Genomic DNA, 20,961 nt, shown 5'->3' with positions numbered 1-20,961 from the left:
GAGGGTTTTTTTTCCCCCCCCTTTTTGTGTGCGTAGCGCCCCCCCCCCCCCCCCCTCCACCGCCTTGTCCGCATACGTTCGTCCCGCTGCGAGCTGCCGGACCAACGGCGGCTCCCCAGACGGGAGATCGGGGGTGCGCGCGTGCGCATCGGACTGCTTACGGAGGGTGGCTATCCGTATGTGAGCGGTGAGGCCGGGCTCTGGTGCGACCGGCTCGTGCGCGGGCTTGAGCAGCACGAGTTCGACGTCTACGCGCTCAGCCGCAGTGAGCGGCAGGAGGCCGACGGATGGGTCCCGCTGCCGCCGCAGGTCAGCCGGGTGCGCACCGCTTCGTTGTGGGAAGCCGAGGACGACGGCGTCGGGTACGGACGGCGCGCGCGCCGGCGCTTCGCCGAGTGCTACGGCGAACTGGCCGCGGCCCTGTGCGCGGCGGCCCCCGGCGTGCCGTCCGGGTCCCCCGAAGAGGCGTCCGCCCTTGAGGCGGACCGTTTCGCCAACGCGCTCTACGGGCTCGCCGAACTCGCCCGCGACGAAGGAGGACTGCCCGGCGCCCTGCGCTCGGAGACGGCTGTGGGCGCCCTGGAGCGCGCCTGTCGTGCGCCCGGCGCCCACCGTTCCGTGCGCGAGGCGCGCGTTCCCGATCTGCTCGTCGTCGCCGCGCGCCTCGAACGCGCGCTGCGCCCCCTGTCGCTCGACTGGTACGAGGACGACGGCCTCGGCGCGGCCGACCTGTGCCACGCGGCCTCCGGCGGCACGGCGGCGCTCCCGGGCCTGCTCGCCCGGCACTTCGCCGACGTACCCCTGCTGGTCACGGAGTACGGCGTGCGGCTGCGGACGCACTACCTCACGGAACCCGACTCCTCTCCCGCGATACGGTCCCTGCTGGCCGCCTTCCACGGCCGGCTGGCGGCGGAGACGTACCGGCGCGCGGCCGTGATCACGCCCGGCAACACCCACGCCCGCCGTTGGCAGGAGCGCTGCGGGGCCGACCGCTCCAGGATCCGCACGGTCCATCCGGGCCTGGACGCGGCCCCCTTCGCCGAGGCCGGGGAGTCGCCGGAGTGCGCCGACCCCCGCACCCTGGTCTGGGTCGGCCGCGTCGAACCCGCCAAGGACCTCGTCTCGCTGCTGCACGCCTTCGCGGAGATCCGCAGGGCGGAACCCGGGACACGCCTCAGGATCGTCGGCACTCCCGCCGGGCCCGAGGGCCCGGCGTACCTCGCCCACTGCAGGGGACTGGCCGCGCAGCTCTTCCCCGACGAAGCCGACGGCCCGCACGCCGTCGGCCGCAACCCGGTGTCCTTCGAGGAGACCGGAGGGCCCGAACTGCCGTCCCGCGCCGACGCGTACGCCTCCGGCGTTCTGGTGGTGCTCTCCAGCCTCGTCGAAGGGTTCCCGGCCGGGCTGGTCGAAGCCATGTTCTGCGGTCGCGCGACGGTCTCCACGGACGTCGGTGCGGTGGTGGAGGCCATCGGCGGCACCGGACTCGTCGTGCCCCCGCGCAACCCGCGGGCGCTCGCCGAGGCGTGCGTGGCCCTGTTGCGCGACCCCGAGCGCCGGGAGCGTCTGGGCGCCGCCGCTCGCGCCCGCGCGCTGGAACTGTTCACCGTCGAGCAGAACATCGCGGCATTTCACGGCATTTACCTGGAGATCCTTTCGCGCACACCAGTGCGCCGCGTAGTCCTCGACGAGGCCGGCGAGCCCCTGCCGTTCGCCGTCCCCGCCGAAGCCCATCTCCCCGGCCGCTGGAGCGAACCCACGTCCCGAGTCGGATCCCGGGGCGGCCCCGGCTGGGCGACCGACGCCCCCGTCCGTGCCACGACGCCGGTCTGCGCGAACGAGGGGGCCCGATGAGCGGCCTCGGCGAACTGGACCGCCCCGAGACCCCGAGCAGTCCCGGTTGCTGGGACGAAGGCTCGCGGGAGTCCCTGACCGAGGGAACACCGCACGCGGGCGGCGCGCCTGCGGACCGGCACGCGGACCGATGGTGCGGCGGGGGCGGGGCCCCCGAAGGGTGCGGGTCTTCGCGTGGGGGCGCGGACGCCCTGGCGCCCAGCGGTGGCGGGGCCCCCGCGGAGGGCGAGGCGGTCGTCGGCGGCGGCCCGGCTGTCGGTGCCGGGCCGGCTGTCGGTGCTGGGCCGACCGCCGGTGACAGACCGATTGCCGGTGGCCGGCCGGGTGCTGGTGGTAAGCCCCTCGTCGGTGGTGGAGCAAGTGCTGGAGGTGCGGTGGTGGTCGGCAGGGATGCGGCGGCCCGTGGCGAGTCGGTGGCCGGCGGGGGAGGGGGTGCCGAGGGTGACGGGGCGATCGGCGGGGACGCGGTCGCCGGTAGCGAGTCGCTCGCCGGTGGCGGACGGTGTGCCGAAGGCCACGCGGTGGCCGTCGGCGAGGCGGCCGTCGGAGGTGGCGTGGTCGGGGGCGGCGGCGCGGTCGTCGGAGGTGGCATGGATGGGGGCGGCGGCGGGGTCGGGCGCGGCGGATCGGTCGCCGGAGGCGGCGCGGCCCGGCGCGGCGGATCGGCCGCCCGTGGAAAGCAGGCGCCGTCCGCTGCTCGCCGTACCGGCGCGGACCCCGTGAAGGCCCTGATGCACCGGCACCGCGAACTGTGCGAACGCGCCGTGGACCCGCTGGAGATCGCGGCCGGCCTGGAGGCACACGGCGTCACCGACCGGACCGCCGCACGCTTCCGTCACCGGGACGTCTTCTCCCTGGCGGAGGAGATGTACGCGCGCGTCCCGCGTGACGCCGACACCCCGCGCCCCACCGACCTGCCGGCCCCCCGGGTGCGCACCGCCTGGATCGTTCTCGCCCTGCTGCCCGGCGTGCTCTGCGCCGCCACCGTGACCTGCCTGCGCCTCACCGACGGGCGACCGCGCCTGACCACGGCCGCCGTCGGCGTCCTCGCGGTGACCATGGCCCTGCGTGCGGCACTGCGCCGGGGCCCGCTGAGCACCACCGCGCGCACCACGGGCACGTGGACCTGCTGGCTCCTGGGCTACGCCCTTCTCGGCGACGGACTCCTCCGCGCCGCTCTCGGCGGCGGCCCGGACGGACTGCCCGACGGCACCGCCGACGGCCCGTGGCCCGTCGCCGTCGCCCCCGTCCTGGCACTCGCCCTCGCCTGCGCGCCCGCCGCCGCGAGTGCCCACCTCTTCGCCGCGCGAGCCCGCCGCAGACTCACGGTCAGCCGCGGCCTCGCCGACTTCTCCGCCTCCGTACGCCCCCTGCTGTTCGGCACGTTCGCCCTGTTCATGGTCGCCCTGACGGCCCTGACCGCGCTCACCGGCGCGGTCCTCGGCGAGCCCGCCGCCCACCCTCAGGCGCTCACCCTGGGCGCCCTGCTCCTGCTGGCCCGTCTGCTGACCGTGCACGGCCACACCTACGCCCCCACGCTCGTCCTCAGCGCCGCGGCCGTCACCGAGGCAGCCGCCCTGGCCACACTCTTCGCCGGCCGCCTCCCCGGCTGCGGCTTCCTGGCGGTCCCCGTGGAGGCCCTGGCCGCCACCTGGGGCCCGGCCGGCGTACCGACGATCGCCTGCGGCATCGGCGCCCTGACCCTCCTGGCCCACGCGAACCGCCGTCTGACCAGGGCGTCGGCCCACGCATCGACGGCGCAGCCGCGGTGAGCACGCCCCACCGGACGCCCCCCCCCACGTACATCCGTACCACCCCTCAGAAGGAGCCCCCAGATGACCACCTCCCGACCCGACGCCTCGGCACCGGGAGCCGCCCGATGAGAGTCCTGCTGATCGGAGCCAACGGCTACATCGGCCGTTTCGTCGCCGACCGTCTGCTCGCCGACCCGGCCGTCCAGCTCACCGCCCTCGGCCGCGGCGACGACGCCGACGTGCGCTTCGACCTCGCCACCGGCAGCCCCGGCGCCCTCACCCGCTTCCTGGACGCGGTCCATCCCGGCGTCGTCGTCAACTGCGCCGGTGCCACCCGGGGCGGCGCCCGCGAACTCACCCGGCACAACACCGTGGCCGTCGCCACCGTCTGCGAGGCCCTGCGCCGCAGCGGCTGCGGGGCCCGCCTCGTACAGGTCGGCTGCAGCGCGGAGTACGGTCCCAGCCAGCCCGGCTCCTCCACCGCGGAGGACGCGGTGCCCCGTCCCGGCGGCCCCTACGGCGTCAGCAAACTCGCCGCGACCGAGCTGGTCCTCGGCTCGGGCCTGGACGCCGTCGTGCTCCGCGTCTTCTCGCCCGCCGGTCCCGGCACCCCCGCCGGCTCCCCGCTGGGCCGGCTCGCCGAGGCCATGCGCCGCGCGATGCAGTCCGGCGACGGCGAGCTCCGCCTCGGCGGCCTCGGCGCCCAGCGCGACTTCATCGACGTCCGCGACGTCGCCCGAGCCGTCCACGCCGCCTCCCTCTCCGCGGCGCAGGGCGTCATCAACATCGGATCCGGCCGTGCCGTGCGCCTGCGCGACGCCGCCGCCACCCTCGCCCGCGTGGCCGGCTACGGCGGCGCCCTGCACGAACTCGACGGACCGCCCGGCGCGCTCCGCCCGACCATCGGGCACCCCCGCACCGAATCCCTCGGCCACCGCGTCGACGCCCTCGGCCACCACCGCGACGGCCTCGGCCCGCACCGCCCGGAACCCCTCGGGCACCGCGGAGAGGCCGAGCACGCCGGCCCCGTCGCCTACCCCTACCCGGACGGCTGCGGCAACTGGCAGCAGGCCGACGTGCGCACCGCCCGCGACCGGCTCGGCTGGCGGCCGCGGATCGCCCTCGAAGAGTCCCTCGCCGACATCTGGATGGAGGCGGCATGCCGTATCTGACCAGCGCCCGGACAGGCACCGCGAGTACCGGCGTCCGGACCGGCCTCGTTGTCCCGGGGCTCGCCCACCCCCTCGTGCCCCCGACAACGCCGACCAACTCGTCACCTTCTCCGGCACCTGGAGCGACTACCGCTAATCCCAGGCGGCGGAATGGAGCGCCGACCACCCGCCCGAGCGCTTCTGTCACGTCGTCCACGGCGTCCCGCGCGGGCACCTGAAGGAAGCGCTGCGCATCGCCCGCTGACAGGGGGCCGCGACGGTCCACTTCACCGACCGCACGGACCGGGACGGTCGAGTCGACCTCTGGGAGACGATGCCCGGTTACTGGGACGAGATCGTCTCGCGGGTCGGGACGGGTGTCTCGGAATGAAAAAGGTCGTGGCAGTGTTGCGAGGAGAACAACCGTAATCACTGACCGACAAACGGAGTCCCCGTGTCGCTGCCACCCCTGGTCGAGCCGGCCGCCGAGCTCACCGTAGACGAGGTCCGCAGGTACTCCCGCCACCTGATCATCCCCGATGTGGGGATGGACGGGCAGAAGCGGCTGAAGAACGCCAAGGTGCTCGCCGTGGGTGCGGGCGGCCTCGGTTCGCCGACCCTGATGTACCTGGCGGCAGCCGGTGTCGGCACCCTCGGCATCGTGGAGTTCGACGAGGTCGACGAGTCGAACCTGCAGCGGCAGGTCATCCACAGCCAGGCCGACATCGGCAGGTCCAAGGCCGAGTCCGCCCGCGACACCATCAAGGGCATCAACCCTTACGTGGACGTCGTCCTTCACGAGGAGCGGCTCGAGGCCGACAACGTGATGGACATCTTCCGTCAGTACGACCTGATCGTCGACGGCACGGACAACTTCGCGACCCGTTACCTGGTCAACGACGCCTGCGTGCTGCTGAACAAGCCGTACGTCTGGGGCTCGATCTACCGCTTCGACGGCCAGGCCTCCGTCTTCTGGTCCGAGCACGGTCCCTGCTACCGCTGCCTCTACCCGGAGCCCCCGCCCCCCGGCATGGTCCCGTCCTGCGCCGAGGGCGGCGTCCTGGGTGTGCTGTGCGCGTCCATCGGTTCCATCCAGACCAACGAGGCCATCAAGCTCCTCGCCGGCATCGGTGAGCCGCTGGTCGGCCGCCTGATGATCTACGACGCCCTGGAGATGCAGTACCGCCAGGTCAAGGTCCGCAAGGACCCCGACTGCGCGGTGTGCGGCGAGAACCCCACCGTCACCGAGCTCATCGACTACGAGGCCTTCTGTGGCGTCGTGTCCGAGGAGGCCCAGGCGGCGGCCGCCGACTCCACGATCACTCCCAAGCAGCTCAAGGAGTGGATCGACGACGGTGAGGACATCGAGCTCATCGACGTCCGCGAGCCGAACGAGTTCGAGATCGTCTCCATCCCCGGCGCCCGGCTGATCCCGAAGAACGAGTTCCTCATGGGCTCGGCCCTCGAGAGCCTCCCGCAGGACAAGAGGATCGTCTTGAACTGCAAGACGGGTGTCCGCAGTGCGGAAGTCCTGGCGGTCCTGAAGTCCGCGGGCTTCTCCGACGCCGTCCACGTCGGCGGCGGCGTGATCGGCTGGGTCAACCAGATCGAGCCGGCGAAGCCCGTCTACTGACCGGATCCACACCCTTTTTCGGGGGGGGGGGGGGTCGAGGGGATGGAGGAAAAGAAACCCCCCCGCCGCCGTCATGAGCAGAGGGTGCCGTCCTGCGGCACCATCCCCTTCAGCAGATAGCCGTCCACCGCGGAGTCGACGCAGGCACTCCCGCTCCCGTACGCACCGTGCCCCTCGCCCTTCCAGGTGAGCACCACACCGACGTCCTTGCCCAGCTCGTCCGCCATCTCGCGGGCGCCCTCGTAGGGCGTGGCCGGGTCGCCGGTGTTGCCGACCACCAGGATCGGAGCCGCACCGGGCGCGCTCACCTCCGGAGTCTCGCGCTGGCCGGCCACCGGCCAGTCGTGGCACCAGCCGGCCGTGTCCCAGCCGAGGAAGGCCCCGAACACGGGGGAGACCCTCTCGAACGTCGGCAGCAGCTTCTTCGTCTCCGCCACGGTCGGCCGCTGCTTGTCGTCCAGGCACGATATGACCCGTTGCGCGTGGGTCGTCGTGCCGTAGTGCCCCGCGGAATCGCGCTCGTTGTATCCGTCGGCGAGGGCCAGCAGCTCCGAGCCGTCGCCCTCCTCGGCCGCCTCCAGCGCGCTGGTCAGGGCCGGCCAGCCGTCCTTGCTGTACAGCGGCAGCACGATCCCGGTGAGGGCCAGCGTCTGCGTCAGCTCCCGCCCCGGCGTCGACGTCGGCAGTGGCTTCGCGTCGAGCCGCTGGAGCAGGTCGACGATCTCCTGCGACCCCCGCTCCGGGTCCTGACCGGTGGACTCCAGGTAGTCGTCGAGCGCGCGCTGGAAGCCCCTGGCCTGGTTCTCGGCGTGGCCCATCGTGTCGGCGGCCGGGTCCACGACCGCGTCGAGCACCACGCGTCCCACGCGCTTCGGGAACAGGTGGGCGTAGACGCCGCCGAGTTCGGTGCCGTAGGAGATGCCGAAGTAGTGCATCTTCTCGTCGCCCAGGACGTCCCGCATCAGGTCCATGTCGCGAGCGGCGTCCGTGGTCGAGACGTGTTCCATCAGTTTGCCCGCGGCCTTCGCACAGCCCTCGCCGAAGTCGGCGGCGTCCTTCAGGTAGGCCTGCTCCTCGGCCGCGGTGTCCGGTGTGGAGTCCACGGACTCGGCGTCCTCGATCGCCTCGTCGTCGCGGCAGCGGATGCCCTCGCTCGACGCCACCCCGCGCGGGTCCCAGCTCACCAGGTCGTAGCGCTCGCGCAGGGAGGAGACGGTGTCGCCGTAGGACGGCATAGTGGAGACGCCCGAGGCGCCGGGGCCGCCGAAGTTGAACAGCAGCGAGCCGATGCGCTCGTCGCCGGTGGCCCTGGCCCGGACCAGCGCGAGGTCGATCGTCTCGCCGTCCGGCTCGGCCCAGTCCAGCGGCGCCCTGAGCGTGGCGCACTGCCAGTCGCCGCCCGGCGCGGGAGCGTCCGCGGTGCCTTCGCAGCGGCCCCAGTCGAGGGTCTGGGAGGCCGGCGGTTCGTCGTCCTTGTCCGCACCGGACGAGCCGCTGCCGCAGCCCGCCGTCAGCAGTGCGGCGGCGGCCGTCAGAGCCGTCCACCGTACGAGACGTGCCATGTGCTCTCCCCCCTCGCATGCCGTCCGCGCCGTGCGGCGGATGGCGGTCATGCCATGGTAGGCGGACCGCACCATGCCCGCCCGAGCCTGTGGATAACGCTCTGAGCTGCTATTTTCCCGGGTCTCGGGGTGCTGTGGGTGCGGTGGGTCAGGAGCAGACGGTGTCGGCCGGCGGCACCTTCCCGTCCAGCAGGTAGCCGTGCACGGCGTTCTGTACACAGGCGTTCCCGCTGTCGTAGGCGCCGTGGCCCTGCCCTCTGTAGGTCAGTTCCACGCCCACGCCCTTCCCCAGCGCCTCCACCATCCTTCCGGCGCCCTCGTAGGGCGTCGCCGGGTCGCCGGTGTTCCCGATCACCAGGATCGGTGGCGCTCCGGGTGCGCTGACGTCGGGGTGCTCGGCGGCGCCGGCCACCGGCCAGTCGGTGCAGCCGAGCATCGACCAGGCGAGGTACTCGCCGAACAGCGGGGAGGCCTTCCGGAAGTCGGGAAGCTCGCGCTCCACGTACGCCGGGTCGTACCGAGGGTTTTCGTCGGCGCAGTTGATCGCCACGTTGGCCGCGGCGATGTTGCTGTACCGGCCGTTCTCGTTGCGTCCGTTCAGCGCGTCCGAAAGCACCATGAGGACCCGGCCGTCACCGTCGTACGCCTGTTGCAGGCCATCCGTGAGGTACTCCCAGAGGTCCTTCGAGTACAGCGCCTGCGCGATGCCGCCGGTGGCGGCGGTCTGGGTGAGTTCGCGCGGGAAGAGGCCGGGGATCGGTTCCTGGTCGAGTTCTCCCAACAGCCGGGCGATACGGTCCTCGACGTCGCGGGCGTCGGCCCCGATGGGGCACTCCTCGGCCTTCGACGTGCAATCCTCGGCGAAGTTGTCGAGCGCGAGCTGGAATCCCTCGGCCTGTGCCAGCGAGCCCTGTGCCGGCGTCTTCGTCGGGTCCACGACCGCGTCGAACACGGCCCGCCCCACGTGCTTCGGGAACAGGTGGGCGTAGACGCCGCCGAGTTCGGTGCCGTAGGAGAGGCCGAAGTAGTACAGCTCGTCGTCGCCGAGGACCTGGCGCATCAGGTCCATGTCGCGGGCGGTGTCGGTGGTGGCCACGTGCGGCAGGACCTTCTTGGAGCGCCTCTCGCAGGCCGCGTTGAACCTCTCCGTGCTGTCCAGCAACGCGGTGCGCTCGGCCGCGTCGTCGGGGGTCGCGTCCTGCTGGAAGTAGGTGTCGAGCTGCTTGTCGTCCAGGCACTCCACGGGGGCGCTGCGGCCGACACCGCGAGGGTCGAAGCTGACCAGGTCGTAGCGGGTGCGCAGTTCCGCGTAGTCCTGGCCGAAGGCGGGCAGCGTGGTGACGCCCGATCCGCCCGGGCCGCCGAAGTTGAAGACGAGCGAGCCGATCCGCCGGTCCGCCCCGCCGTCGGCCTCGGCCCGGATCAGTGCGAGGCCGATCGTCTCCCCGTCGGGCTCGTCCCAGTCGAGCGGCGCCTTCATGGTGGCGCACTGCCACTCGTCGCCGTCCGGCAGCGGGGAAGGGGCGGCGCCGCCCCCTTCGGCCTCGGACGGGGCTGGGCAGTCCTTCCACCCGAGCCTCTGGGTGGTCAGGTCCGTGTCGTCGCTCGAGCCGCCCCCGGGGCCGTCGCTGCAGCCTGCCAGCAGCGCGGACAGCGCTACGGCGGTGGCGGTCAGGGCGGAGGCGCGCAACCGGGGAGCATTCGGCATGCCTCCATCGTGCGGTCGCGCGCGGCCGTGTGCTCGGGGCACGAGCCGTCCGAGGTACCCGGTCGGCTCGAACCACTGTCCGTCAGGAGGGCGTCACAGCGCCTCTTTCCGTGTCAGGTGGTTGAAGACCAGCCAGCCCGGCAGGACCGGCAGCCACAGTGTGAGCAGCCGGTACAGCAGTACGGCGGGTGCGGCGACCTCCTTGGGGAGGCCGACGGCGATCAGGCCGACCGTCAGCGTCGCCTCCACCGCGCCCACACCGCCCGGCGTCGGTGCCGCGGAGCCCAGCGCGTTGCCCGCGAGGAAGACGACCGCGACGCTCGCCAGGCTGATCGACGTCGTCTCGTCGCCGAAGGCGCGGATCGAGGCGTCCAGGCACATCACGAAGCAGGCGGTGAGCAGCAGCATGCCGCCGATGCCGGTGATCAGCTTCTGCGGCCGCTGCAGCACGTCCAGCATGCGCGGCACGACACCGGCGAACAGCGACCGCACGCGCGTGACGACGAACTTCCGCAGGAACGGCACCGAGGTCACCACGAGCACGAGCACCGCAACCGTCAGCAGACCCGCGATGACCGTCCGGGACGGCGACAGCGACGGCGTCTTCTCGGTGCCGGTGAGATAGCCGAAGGACAGCAGCATCAGGATGTGACAGCCGAGCCCGAACAGCTGCGACGCGCCGACACTCGCCACCGCGAGCCCCGGCCGTACACCCGCGCGCTGCAGGAAGCGTGTGTTCAGGGCGACGCCGCCGACCGCGGCCGGGGCGACGATCTTCACGAACGACCCGGCGACCTGCGCCGCCACGGTCCGCATGAACGGCACCCGCTCGGGCACGAACCCCAGCAGCGCCATGGCCGCCGCGACGTAGCTCGCCGCCGAGAACAGCACCGCCGCGGCGACCCACCCCCACTCGGCGTTCGAGATCAGCGGCCCGAACTCGATGTGGGTGAGCTGCGTCAGCAGGAAGTAGGCGCCGATCGCGCCGGCCATGAAGCTGATCAGCGTGCGTGGCCGTACCCGCTCCAGACGGGCCGGCTCGACGGGGGCCTGGGGCCTGATCCGCAGCACCGCATGGCGGATCAGGGTGAGCAGGTCTTCTTCGCGCGCCTCCTCCAGCGCCTCGTCCACGGCCCGTTTCTCCGCCCGCTGCTCGGCGCGGGCGGCCTTCTTCTCGGACTTCTCCGGCCTGCCCGGCCTGTCGGGTTCCTCGGGAGCGGGGTACCGGTCGTCGCCGCCGGTCGCCTCCGCGCGGGCCGATTTGGCCTGCCGGGACGACTCCAGGACCGCCTCCCGCTCGCGCTGGGCCCGCTCCCGGGCCAGCTTGCGCAGGGTCGCGCGCGTGGAGCGGCTGAGGGCGATGGGCTGGAGCATCGGCAGGCAGTCCGCCACCGTGTCGGGGCCCAGCACGGCGACGGCGGAGGCGACCGCGCGTTCGGCACCCACCCGCAGACCGAGCGTGACGAGGAGCTGGGAGACGTCCATGCGCAGCAGCAGGTCGCCGGCGGCGATCTCGCCGATGCGCAGATCCGTGAGGATCACCGTGCCGGAACGATCCACCAGGATCGCGTCCCCCACCAGCCTGCGGTGCGCGATCCGCCGGGATTGGAGGGCCCGCACCTGTTCCCAGGTGCCGCGCAGCAGTTCGTCGGTGATCTCCTCGTCCGCCAGCGAGTCGAGAGTGCGGCCACCGGTGTGCTCGTAGACGAGCATCACGGCGTCGGGTCCCAGCTCGGACGTCGCGATCAGCTTGGGCGCGTTGGCGCCGGCCCCGATCGCGGCGTAGGCGAGCAGCGCCTCCTGCTCCAGGGCCTGGCGCAGCGACGGGAGACTGCTGCGGGTGGCGAAGCCGCGCAGTGTCAGGTTCCGCCACGCGCGGTAGAAGAAGCCCTGCGCCTGCTGCTCCCGGTCCACCACCGTCACGTCCAGCGGCCGGCCGTCCTCCAGGGTGACGAAGTAGCGGCGGCCGCGGTCTCCGGTCTCCGCGGTGTCCGCCGGCGCCTCCTCGCGCGCGGCGGTCACCGGGCGGAAGCCGACGTGCCGCAGGCCCGCCATCAGCGTCCGCCCGGTGGGGCGGACGTTGGGGGAGCCGACCGCGTACAGCGTTCCGTACGCCACGGTCCAGCCGATGAGGACCGTGAGAATGATCGAGAACGGCGTCGTGTAGCCCGTGACGAGCATCGAGAAGGCGTCCAGCAGCAGCACGATCCACAGCACCGCGCGCCAGCGGGGTCTGCGGGACATGCCCACGGCCGTCATGTACGCGATGACCGGCGCCAGATAGCCGTGCACCGGGTCGGTCAGGGAGTGGATGTCGCCCGGCGACGGCTGGGTGAGCGCGTCCTGGATGGAGCCGGGGGCGGCCTTGGCGACCCACAGGTCGGTGGCGAGGGTCACCCCGTGGGCGAGGACCGCCGCGAGCACGCCGTCGGCGATCCGCAGCCCGTCCCGTTTGATCAGCCGCTCGATCGCGAACGCGACCGGCACCAGGAGGATCGCGATGCTGGAAGCGAGCCCCGCGATCTTGATCAGCAGATCGGGTGCCTGCCCCGTGCCCTTGTTGATGTCCTGTTCGAGGCCCGAGGTGGTGCCGTGTGCGAAGGCGGCGACGGCCAGCAGTACGGCGACGGCGAGTGTGCCCACCAGGAGCCGCATCAGGTCGGACGGACGGTGCACGCGCGCGGGGAGCAGCGGTTCGTCGCCCTCCACCTCGTCGATGTGCGCGACGTCCGCGGGGTCGGCGGCCGTCGCCGAACCGACCGCGCCGGGTCTCCGGCCGGGCGTCCCGGCGCCTGTGTCCCCCGTGTCGGGGCGCGACGAGGAGTCAGAGGTGCCCTCGGCGTCCTCGGCGTCCTCGGGTTGCGCACCCTGCTGCTTCATCGCCTCTTCTTGCTCTCGTATCACTGGTCACCGCCCGCACGATGGTGGCACGTCGCGGCGGCCCCGGCAGGCATCAGGGTGCCCGTGCGGGCCGCACAGTCTGCCCGAAGCGCCGCTGCCGGGCGAGGCGCGGGCACCGCCGGGAGGGCGTGGCGTTGTCGGTGGGGTGGGGCAGGATGGGACGGATGAGCGAGCAGAACCTGCCGGACGACGTCCGCCCGGAGCCCGCGGACGCGCTGCCCGAATACGCCGAGAGGGTTCTCGACGTGGCCGAACTGATTCCGCCGGGCCGCGTCATGACGTACGGGGACGTCGCCGAGTACCTGGAGGACGGGGGACCCCGGCAGGTCGGGCGGGTGATGTCCCTCTACGGGGGAGGCGTGCCGTGGTGGCGCGTCGTCCGCGCGGACGGGGTCCTGCTCGCGGGGCACGAACTGGAGGCGCTCGGCCGCTACCGGGAGGAGGGCACGCCCATGAGGGAGGCGCACAGAGCCGCGGAGGACCACCTGCCGCGCCTCGACCTGAAGCGGGCGCGGTGGGACGGCGGCGAACGCGCACAGGGTCACACCTGACAGCTTGCGCCATCGGGCCGACCGAGGTGTGACCTGTGATCCATGTGAGGGAAACGGGGCACTTCGGGCACGCACGGTGCATGACGTACGTTCGTGGGGCGGGGGACGCAGGCTCCGTGAGCGACCCGAGGGAAGAAGAGGAAGCTCTCCTTCCGTCTCGTCCGTCGGCGTAGCGTCGGCCGCACGCGTCCCCCTCATCCCGGGGCCACCGCCGTACCCGCAGCGCGGACGGCCCACCAGTACACCCACCAGGACCGGCGAACCACGTGAGCTCCTCTTCCTCCACCGGACATCCGTCGCACCCCCAGGTGCGACGGGGGAGCCGTGGCGCTTACCGACTGGTGCGTACCCCGCCGTCGCGCACGGACCCCCCTCGTCTGGACGCCGCACAGCGCGCCGTGGTTGACCACAGGACCGGACCGCTGCTCGTCCTCGCGGGCCCGGGCACCGGCAAGACCACCACGCTGGTCGAGTCCGTGGCGGAAATCGCCCGCGGCGGAGACCCCGAGCGGATCCTGGTACTGACCTTCAGCCGCAAGGCGGCCGTCGAACTGCGGGACCGGATGGCGCTCCGCATGGGTGCCGCGCGTGCCCCGCGGGCGACGACCTTCCACTCCTTCGGTTACGCCCTGGTCCGCGCCCACCAGGACAGCGAGCTGTTCGTGGAGCCGCTGCGGCTGCTGTCCGGCCCGGAACAGGACGTGACGGTACGGGAGCTGCTCGCCGGGCAGGTCGACCTGGAGCGGCTCGGGCTGGCCCACGTGCGCTGGCCCGACGAACTGCGCGCCTGCCTGACCACCCGCGGCTTCGCCGACGAGGTCCGCGCGGTCCTCGCCCGCAGCCGCGAACTGGGTCTGTCCCCGGACGCCCTGGGGGCCTTCGCCCGGCGCATCGGCCGCCCGGACTGGCGGGCCGCCGCCGTCTTCCTCGCCGAGTACCTCGACGTGTTGGACCTGCAGGGCGTGCTCGACTACGCGGAACTCGTGCACCGCGCGGTGCTCCTCGCCCGCCGCCCCGAGATCACCGCGCAGCTGGCCGCCCAGTACGACGCGGTGTACGTCGACGAGTACCAGGACACCGACCCCGCCCAGGTCAGGCTGTTGCACGCCCTGGCCGGCGGCGGGCGCACCCTCGTCGCCTTCGGCGACCCCGACCAGTCGATCTACGCCTTCCGAGGCGCGGACGTGAACGGCATCCTCGACTTCCCGGCCGCCTTCCCGCGTACCGACGGCCGGCCGGCGCCGGTCGAGGTGCTGCGAACCGGGCGCCGGTCCGGGGGCTCCCTGCTGGCCGCCACCCGGCTGCTGACCCAGCGCATGCCCCTGACCCGTCTCCCCGCCGACAAGGTGCGCGCCCACCGCGAACTCGCCCCGGTACGGGACGGGGGACGCGTCGAGGCGTACACGTACCCGACATCCGGCACCGAGCTGGACAACATCGCCGACATCCTGCGCCGGGCGCACCTGGAGGACGGCGTGCCCTGGGGCGAGATGGCCGTGCTGGTGCGCGCCGGCGCGCGCACGATACCGACGGTCCGCCGCACCCTCACCGCGGCCGGCGTCCCCCTGGACATCGACGGCGACGACCTCCCGCTGCGCCACGAGCCGGCGGTGGCGCCCTTGCTGACGGCGCTGCGGGCCGTGGCACAGGCCGAGGAGGGGGAGCGGCCCGGGGCGGGGCTCGGTGACGCGGGTGATGCCGCGGGCGGGGACGGGGAGGACAGCGGTGCGGCGGGGGAGGCCGGTCCTGAGGGGGACGTGGATGCGGCGGAGGGGGAGGCCGGTCCTGAGGGGGACGTGGAGGTGCGGGCGGAGGCCGGCCCCTCGGTGGACGCCGATATGGAGGCTGGGCAGGACGGACCCGAGCCCGAGGCCGGGGGGGCGGGGCCGGACGGTTCCGAGGACGGCACGGAGACGGCTGGGCGGCATGGTTCCGAGGACGACACGGAGACGGCTGGGCGGCATGGTTCCGAGGACGACACGGAGACGGCTGGGCAGGACGGACGTCAGGCGGACACCGAGGTGCCGGCGGAGCCCGCGCCCGGCTCGGGGGCCCACCGCGCGCCGGAGCCGTGCTGGCTCCCCACCGAGACCGCCCTCACCCTGCTCACCTCGCCCCTCGCGGGCATGGACGCGGCCGATCTGCGCCGCCTCGGTCGCGCGCTGCGCGAGGAGGAGCGTGCCGCCGGCAACCCGCTGCCGCCGCCCTCGGACCAACTGCTCGCACGGGCGCTGGCCGAGCCCGAGCGGCTGGCGGTGCACGACCCCGCGTACGCGCGCGGTGCCCAGCGCCTGGGCGCGTTGCTCCGCAAGGCCCGTGAGCGCCTGGCGGGCGGCGGCAGCGCCGAGGAGGCGCTGTGGGACCTGTGGGAGGGCACGCCGTGGCCCACCCGCCTGGAGCGCTCCGCCCGGCGCGGCGGCGCGGCCGGCCGCAACGCCGACCGCGACCTCGACGCCGTGTGCGCGCTCTTCGCGACGGCAGCCCGCGCGGAGGAGCGCAACGGCGGCCGGGGCGCCCTGAACTTCCTGGAGGAGATCGACGCCGAGGACATCGCCGCGGACACCCTCACGCAGCGTGCCGTACGCCCCGACGCCGTCCGTCTGATGACCGCGCACCGCGCGAAGGGGCTGGAGTGGCGGCTGGTCGTCGTCGCCGGCGTCCAGGAGGGCCTGTGGCCCGACCTGCGCCGCCGGGGCTCCCTGCTGGAGGCCGACCGCATCGGCCGCGACGGACTCGCCGAACCGCTCACCCCCGGAGCGCTGCTCGCGGAGGAACGCCGCCTCTTCTACGTGGCCGCCACGCGCGCGCGGGAACGGCTCGTCGTGACCGCCGTGAAGGCACCTGCCGACGACGGCGACCAGCCTTCCCGGTTCCTGACCGAGCTGGGCGTCGAACCCGCCGACGTCACGGGCCGGCCCCGCAGGCCTCTCGCCGTCGCGGCGCTCGTCGCCGAGCTGCGCGCCACCACGGTCGACCCCCGCGTCTCCGAGCCGCTCCGGGAGGCCGCCGCCCGCCGCCTGGCCCGCCTGGCCGCCCTCACCGACGAGGACGGACGCCCCCTGGTGCCGTCCGCCCACCCCTACCGCTGGTGGGGCATGTGGGACCCGACCGAGAGCAAGGTGCCGCTGCGCGACCGCGACCTGCCCGTCACGCTGTCCGGCAGCGCCCTCGACCAGCTGGCCAACACCTGCGCCCTGCAGTGGTTCCTCGGCCGCGAGGTGAAGGCCGATGCCCCCGCGACCGCGGCCCAGGGCTTCGGCAACGTGGTGCACGTCCTCGCCGACGAGGTGGCCTCCGGGCACACCCCGGCCGACCTCGCCGTCCTCATGGAACGTCTGGACTCCGTGTGGAACGCGCTCGCCTTCGACGCGCCGTGGAAGTCGGCGCAGGAGAAGGCCAACGCGCGTGTGGCGCTCGAACGCTTCCTCAAGTGGCACGTCATGGACCGTGCCGGACGCACACCGGTGGCCAGCGAGCACGACTTCGACGTGACGCTGGCGGCGGGCGACTACGAGGTACGCATCCGCGGACAGATGGACCGCGTCGAGACCGACGGGGACGGCCGTGCCTACGTCGTCGACTTCAAGACCGGCAAACAGGCGCCCACCTCCGCCGAGGTGGCGCGCCACCCCCAGCTCGCCGTCTACCAGCTGGCCGTCCGCGAAGGGGCCGTCGACGAGGCGTTCGACGGCAGCCGTCCCGAACCGGGTGGCGCCGAACTGGTCCAGCTTCGCCAGGGCGCGTCCAGACGGGACGGCGGCGAGACCCTGCCCAAGGTGCAGGCGCAGGAGGCCGTGGAGGGACCGGCGGGCGAGTGGGTCGGGGACCTGCTGGCCACGGCCGCCGGCAAGGTCCTCGACGAACGCTTCACCCCGACCGCGGGTCAGCACTGCACCCACTGCGCCTTCCGCGCGTCGTGCAGCGCGCGGCCCGAGGGACGGCACGTCGTGGAGTGAGCTGCCACCGGACTTCCGCAGCGGGCGCCCGGTGCGAGGGCGCCGGCGCGAGGGGCCGGAGCCGGCGCCCCGCAACGGGCTTCCGGTGCGGCAGCGCCGGGTCGAGGGGGCCGGTGTGATGAGCGGTGCTGGAGTGAGGGACCGGTGTGATGAGCGGCACCACAGGTGCTGACCTGCGCTTCTCCTCACTCCGGGGGCGATCCGGCACCCGCTGTCAGTGGCCGCCGCTAGCCTCTTTCACGTGCCCGCCCATCTCACGGACCCCGATCAGCTCAAGGAGCTCCTCGGCATCCCCTTCACCCCGGAGCAGACGGCCTGCATCATCGCGCCGCCCGCACCGCAGGTGATCGTGGCCGGCGCCGGATCGGGCAAGACGACGGTGATGGCGGCGCGGGTGGTGTGGCTGGTCGGGACCGGCCAGGTCGCCCCGGAGCAGGTCCTCGGCCTCACCTTCACCAACAAGGCGGCCGGTGAACTGGCCGAACGCGTCCGCAAGGCGCTGATCAAGGCCGGCGTCACCGATCCGGACGTGATCGACCCGGACAACCCGCCGGGCGAACCGGTGATCTCGACCTACCACGCCTTCGCGGGCCGCCTCCTGACCGACCACGGACTGCGCCTCGGGCTGGAACCGACCTCCCGTCTCCTCGCCGACGCCACCCGCTACCAGCTCGCCGCGCGGGTCCTGCGCGAGGCCCCCGGCCCCTACCCGTCGCTCACCCGCTCCTTCGCCGACCTGGTCAGCGACCTCCTCACCCTGGACGCCGAACTCGCCGAGCACCTCGTACGTCCGGAGGAGCTGCGCACCTGGGACGCCGGCCTCCTGGAGTCCCTGCGGAGCGTCAAGCTGAGCAACGCCGATCTGCGCAAGGTCCCCGAGGCCGCCGCCGCGCGCCGTGAACTCGCCGACCTGGTGATCCGCTACCGGGCCGCCAAGCGCGAACGCGACCTGCTCGACTTCGGCGACCAGATCGCCCTGTCCGCGCAGCTCGCCGGCCTCCCGGAGGTGGGCCGCGTGCTGCGGGACGACTTCCGGGTCGTACTGCTCGACGAGTACCAGGACACCTCGGTGGCCCAGCGCGTCCTCCTGGCGGGCCTGTTCGGCGGCGGCACCGGGCACCCCGTGACCGCCGTGGGCGACCCCTGCCAGGCGATCTACGGCTGGCGCGGGGCTTCCGTCGCCAACCTCGACGACTTCCCCGAGCACTTCGCCCACGACGACGGGCGCCCCGCCACCCGCCAGGCACTCAGTGAGAACCGCCGCAGCGGCGGCCGGCTCCTCGACCTCGCCAACGACCTCGCCGGGCCCCTGCGCGCCATGCACGCGGGCGTTCAGGCCCTGCGCCCCGCCCCCGGCGCCGAACACGACGGCATGGTCCGCTGCGCCCTGCTGCGCACCCACGCCGAGGAGATCGACTGGATCGCCGACTCCGTCGCCCACCTGGTGCGCACCGGCAAGGCGCCCGGCGAGATCGCCGTCCTGTGCCGTACGGCGACCGACTTCGCCGGGATCCAGGGCGCGCTGGTCGCCCGTGACGTTCCCGTCGAGGTCGTGGGCCTGTCCGGACTGCTGCACCTGCCCGAGGTGGCCGACCTGGTCGCCGTCTGCGAAGTCCTCCAGGACCCCGGCGCCAACGCCTCCCTGGTCCGCCTGCTCACCGGGCCCCGCTGGCGCATCGGCCCGCGCGACCTCGCCCTCCTCGGGCGGCGGGCCCGGCTGCTCGTCGCCCACGCGCGTGTGGACGGCGGCGACGACCCCGACCGGCGGCTCGCCGCGGCCGTCGAGGGTGTCGACCCGTCCGAGGTGATATCCCTCGCGGACGCCCTCGACACCTTCCTGGAGACGCCCCTGGACGGCACCGGGGACGACGACGGGCTGCCCTTCTCGCCCGACGCGCGGGTGCGGTTCGCGCGGCTGGCCACCGAGCTGCGCGACCTGCGCCGGGCTCTGTCCGACCCGCTCATGGACGTGCTGCACCGCGTCCTCGCCGTCACCGGCCTGGAGGTCGAGCTGTCGGCGTCCCCCCACGCCCTGGCCGCCCGCCGCCGCGAGACCCTGTCGAACTTCCTCGACGTCGCCGCGTCCTTCGCCGCCGGCGACGGCGAGGCGACCCTGCTCGCCTTCCTCGGTTTCCTGCGCACGGCCGCCCAGTACGAGAAGGGCCTGGACAACGCCCTGCCCGGCGGCGAGAACACCGTCAAGGTGCTCACCGCGCACAAGTCGAAGGGACTGGAGTGGGACGTCGTCGCCGTGCCCGGTCTGGTCACCGGAACGTTCCCCAGCGGCCAGGGCCGCGAGAAGTGGACCGCCCAGGGCAAGGTCCTGCCGCACCGCCTGCGCGGCGACGCCGACACCCTGCCCGACGTGGACTCCTGGGACTCGCGCGGCCTGAAGTCCTTCCACGAGGCCATGAAGGGGCATCAGCACACCGAGGAGCTGCGTCTCGGCTACGTCACCTTCACCCGGCCCCGGTCCCTGCTGCTGGGCTCCGGCCACTGGTGGGGCCCCAGCCAGAAGAAGCCCCGCGGACCGTCGGACTTCCTCACCGCCCTGTACGAGCACTGCGCCGCCGGACACGGCGAGATCGAGGCCTGGGCGGACGAACCCGCCGAGGACGAGGAGAACCCGGCCCTGCTCCGCGCCACCGCCGACCAGGCCTGGCCCCTCCCCCTGGACGACGAGGCTCTCGCCCGCCGCCGGGCCGCCGCGGAGACGGTCCTCGCCCACCTGGAGGACCTCGCCTCCCACGAGGACGACGCCCGGGAGGTCGCGCACGCCCCCGACACCTACGGCGACCCGGACTGGCCGCCACCCCCCGGGGACGACGAGGCACCCCGGGAAGCGGAGGAACCGGGCTGGACGGAAGACCCCGCCGGCTGGGACACCTGGACCCCGGACCGCCCCACCACACCCCCGGACCGCGCTCCCGGGTCCCCGGACCGCACCGCCGTGCCCCCGGACCGCACCCCCGTGCCACCGCCCGGCCGCCCCACCGTCCCGCACCAGGCGACACCTCCGGAACAGCCCGGCGAGGCCCTGCCGGAACAGCCCGGCGGGGCCCTGCCCGGACAGCCCGGCGGCACCGGCCTGCCCAGCCCCCACCCCCACGAGCCGGAGCCGGCCGCCGCCTCCCGCGCCCCCGACGCCCCCGCCCGCCTCACGCCGGAGGAGGCCCGCACCGTCGCCTCCTGGGACCGCGACCTCGACGCTCTCACCGGCGAACTCCTGCGCGCCCGCGAGAGCGTCACCGAAGTGCGCCTCCCGGCGTCGCTGACCGCCTCGCAGCTGATGAGCCTGGCCGCGGATCCGGACGGCTTCGCTCAGGAGCTGGCCCGGCCCATGCCCCGCCCGCCCCAGCCGGCGGCCCGCCGCGGCACCCGCTTCCACGCCTGGGTCGAGGCCCGCTTCGAACCGCTGACACTGCCCTTCCTCGAGCCCGAGGAGCTGCCCGGCAGCGACGCCGAGATCGCCGACGAACGCGACCTGGAGTTCCTCAAGGACGCCTTCGAACGCACCGGGTACGCCCGCCGCACCCCCTACCGTGTCGAGGCGCCGTTCCAGTTCTCGCTCGCCGGCCGGGTCGTACGCGGCCGCATCGACGCCGTCTACAAGGAGGGCGACGGGACCTCGGCGACGTACGAGATCGTCGACTGGAAGACCAGCCGTGCCGGCACCGCGGACCCGCTCCAGCTCGCGCTCTACCGCCTCGCCTGGGCCGAGCAGCAGCGCGTCCCGCTGGAATCCGTGACGGCCGCCTTCCTCCACGTACGCACCGGCGAGATCGTCCGGCCCGACGACCTGCCGGACCGCACCGCGCTGGAGAACCTGCTGCTGACCGACCCGGTCGGTGACGAACCGCACGGTCAGGGAGTCCGTGCGGGCCGATAGGC

General features: G+C 73.7%; 10 protein-coding genes and 1 pseudogene. 8 read left to right on the top strand and 3 right to left on the bottom strand.

The window, feature by feature from the left end; translation table 11 throughout:
- The first annotated feature begins 141 nt into the window (after nucleotides 1–141).
- From ACVV2G_RS04860 to moeZ, 5 genes and pseudogenes are all read left to right on the top strand, one after another.
- The gene (locus ACVV2G_RS04860; protein ID WP_453841316.1) at nucleotides 142–1,854 is read left to right on the top strand and encodes a DUF3492 domain-containing protein; all 1,713 of its coding nucleotides are present in this window, start codon (nucleotides 142–144) and stop codon (nucleotides 1,852–1,854) included.
- A 590-nt stretch (nucleotides 1,855–2,444) separates the two neighbouring features.
- Nucleotides 2,445–3,626, top strand: coding sequence for a hypothetical protein (locus ACVV2G_RS04855; protein ID WP_453841323.1), 1,182 nt, complete (start codon nucleotides 2,445–2,447; stop codon nucleotides 3,624–3,626).
- Nucleotides 3,627–3,733: 107 nt separating this feature from the next.
- Nucleotides 3,734–4,780 carry an SDR family oxidoreductase gene (locus ACVV2G_RS04850; RefSeq protein ID WP_453841315.1) on the top strand — a complete coding sequence of 349 codons (1,047 nt, stop codon included), beginning with the start codon at nucleotides 3,734–3,736 and terminating at the stop codon, nucleotides 4,778–4,780.
- A gap of 79 nt (nucleotides 4,781–4,859) precedes the next feature.
- Nucleotides 4,860–5,150: pseudogene (locus ACVV2G_RS04845) on the top strand (spherulation-specific family 4 protein); the annotation flags it as partial.
- Between the two features lie 63 nt (nucleotides 5,151–5,213).
- Nucleotides 5,214–6,392, top strand: a complete 1,179-nt coding sequence (gene moeZ, locus ACVV2G_RS04840; protein ID WP_453841314.1) for an adenylyltransferase/sulfurtransferase MoeZ — start codon at nucleotides 5,214–5,216, stop codon at nucleotides 6,390–6,392.
- A gap of 71 nt (nucleotides 6,393–6,463) precedes the next feature.
- Here moeZ and ACVV2G_RS04835 read toward each other — a convergent pair whose 3' ends face one another.
- The 3 genes from ACVV2G_RS04835 to ACVV2G_RS04825 all read right to left on the bottom strand — a co-directional run bounded on the left by ACVV2G_RS04835 (nucleotide 6,464) and on the right by ACVV2G_RS04825 (nucleotide 12,542).
- Nucleotides 6,464–7,954 (bottom strand): alpha/beta hydrolase, encoded by a 1,491-nt coding sequence (locus tag ACVV2G_RS04835; protein WP_453841313.1) that lies wholly within the window; start codon nucleotides 7,952–7,954, stop codon nucleotides 6,464–6,466.
- A 148-nt stretch (nucleotides 7,955–8,102) separates the two neighbouring features.
- Entirely contained in the window at nucleotides 8,103–9,662 is a 1,560-nt protein-coding gene (locus ACVV2G_RS04830; protein WP_453841312.1) for an alpha/beta fold hydrolase, read from the bottom strand.
- Nucleotides 9,663–9,755: 93 nt separating this feature from the next.
- Nucleotides 9,756–12,542 carry a lysylphosphatidylglycerol synthase domain-containing protein gene (locus ACVV2G_RS04825; RefSeq protein ID WP_453841311.1) on the bottom strand — a complete coding sequence of 929 codons (2,787 nt, stop codon included), beginning with the start codon at nucleotides 12,540–12,542 and terminating at the stop codon, nucleotides 9,756–9,758.
- Between the two features lie 185 nt (nucleotides 12,543–12,727).
- On the opposite strand from ACVV2G_RS04825, the gene ACVV2G_RS04820 reads away from it, so the two are divergent.
- The 3 genes from ACVV2G_RS04820 to ACVV2G_RS04810 all read left to right on the top strand — a co-directional run bounded on the left by ACVV2G_RS04820 (nucleotide 12,728) and on the right by ACVV2G_RS04810 (nucleotide 20,959).
- Nucleotides 12,728–13,114: an MGMT family protein gene (locus ACVV2G_RS04820; RefSeq protein ID WP_453841310.1), complete on the top strand. Its 387-nt coding sequence runs from the start codon at nucleotides 12,728–12,730 to the stop codon at nucleotides 13,112–13,114.
- A 266-nt stretch (nucleotides 13,115–13,380) separates the two neighbouring features.
- Nucleotides 13,381–17,070, top strand: a complete 3,690-nt coding sequence (locus tag ACVV2G_RS04815; protein ID WP_453841309.1) for an ATP-dependent helicase — start codon at nucleotides 13,381–13,383, stop codon at nucleotides 17,068–17,070.
- A gap of 241 nt (nucleotides 17,071–17,311) precedes the next feature.
- Nucleotides 17,312–20,959 (top strand): ATP-dependent helicase, encoded by a 3,648-nt coding sequence (locus tag ACVV2G_RS04810; RefSeq protein WP_453841308.1) that lies wholly within the window; start codon nucleotides 17,312–17,314, stop codon nucleotides 20,957–20,959.
- Nucleotides 20,960–20,961: the final 2 nt, after the last annotated feature.

This window comes from Streptomyces sp. JK94 (assembly GCF_053613315.1).
This window is presented reverse-complemented; position numbering and strand designations above follow the sequence as displayed.

Bases quoted from the DNA above. Each gene is read 5' to 3' on its own strand.
- ACVV2G_RS04855 (WP_453841323.1), top strand. From the start codon at position 2,445: ATGGATGGGGGCGGCGGCGGGGTCGGGCGCGGCGGATCGGTCGCCGGA.
- ACVV2G_RS04835 (WP_453841313.1), bottom strand. From the start codon at position 7,954: ATGGCACGTCTCGTACGGTGGACGGCTCTGACGGCCGCCGCCGCACTG.
- ACVV2G_RS04830 (WP_453841312.1), bottom strand. From the start codon at position 9,662: ATGCCGAATGCTCCCCGGTTGCGCGCCTCCGCCCTGACCGCCACCGCC.
- ACVV2G_RS04820 (WP_453841310.1), top strand. From the start codon at position 12,728: ATGAGCGAGCAGAACCTGCCGGACGACGTCCGCCCGGAGCCCGCGGAC.
- ACVV2G_RS04850 (WP_453841315.1), top strand. From the start codon at position 3,734: ATGAGAGTCCTGCTGATCGGAGCCAACGGCTACATCGGCCGTTTCGTC.
- ACVV2G_RS04825 (WP_453841311.1), bottom strand. From the start codon at position 12,542: ATGAAGCAGCAGGGTGCGCAACCCGAGGACGCCGAGGACGCCGAGGGC.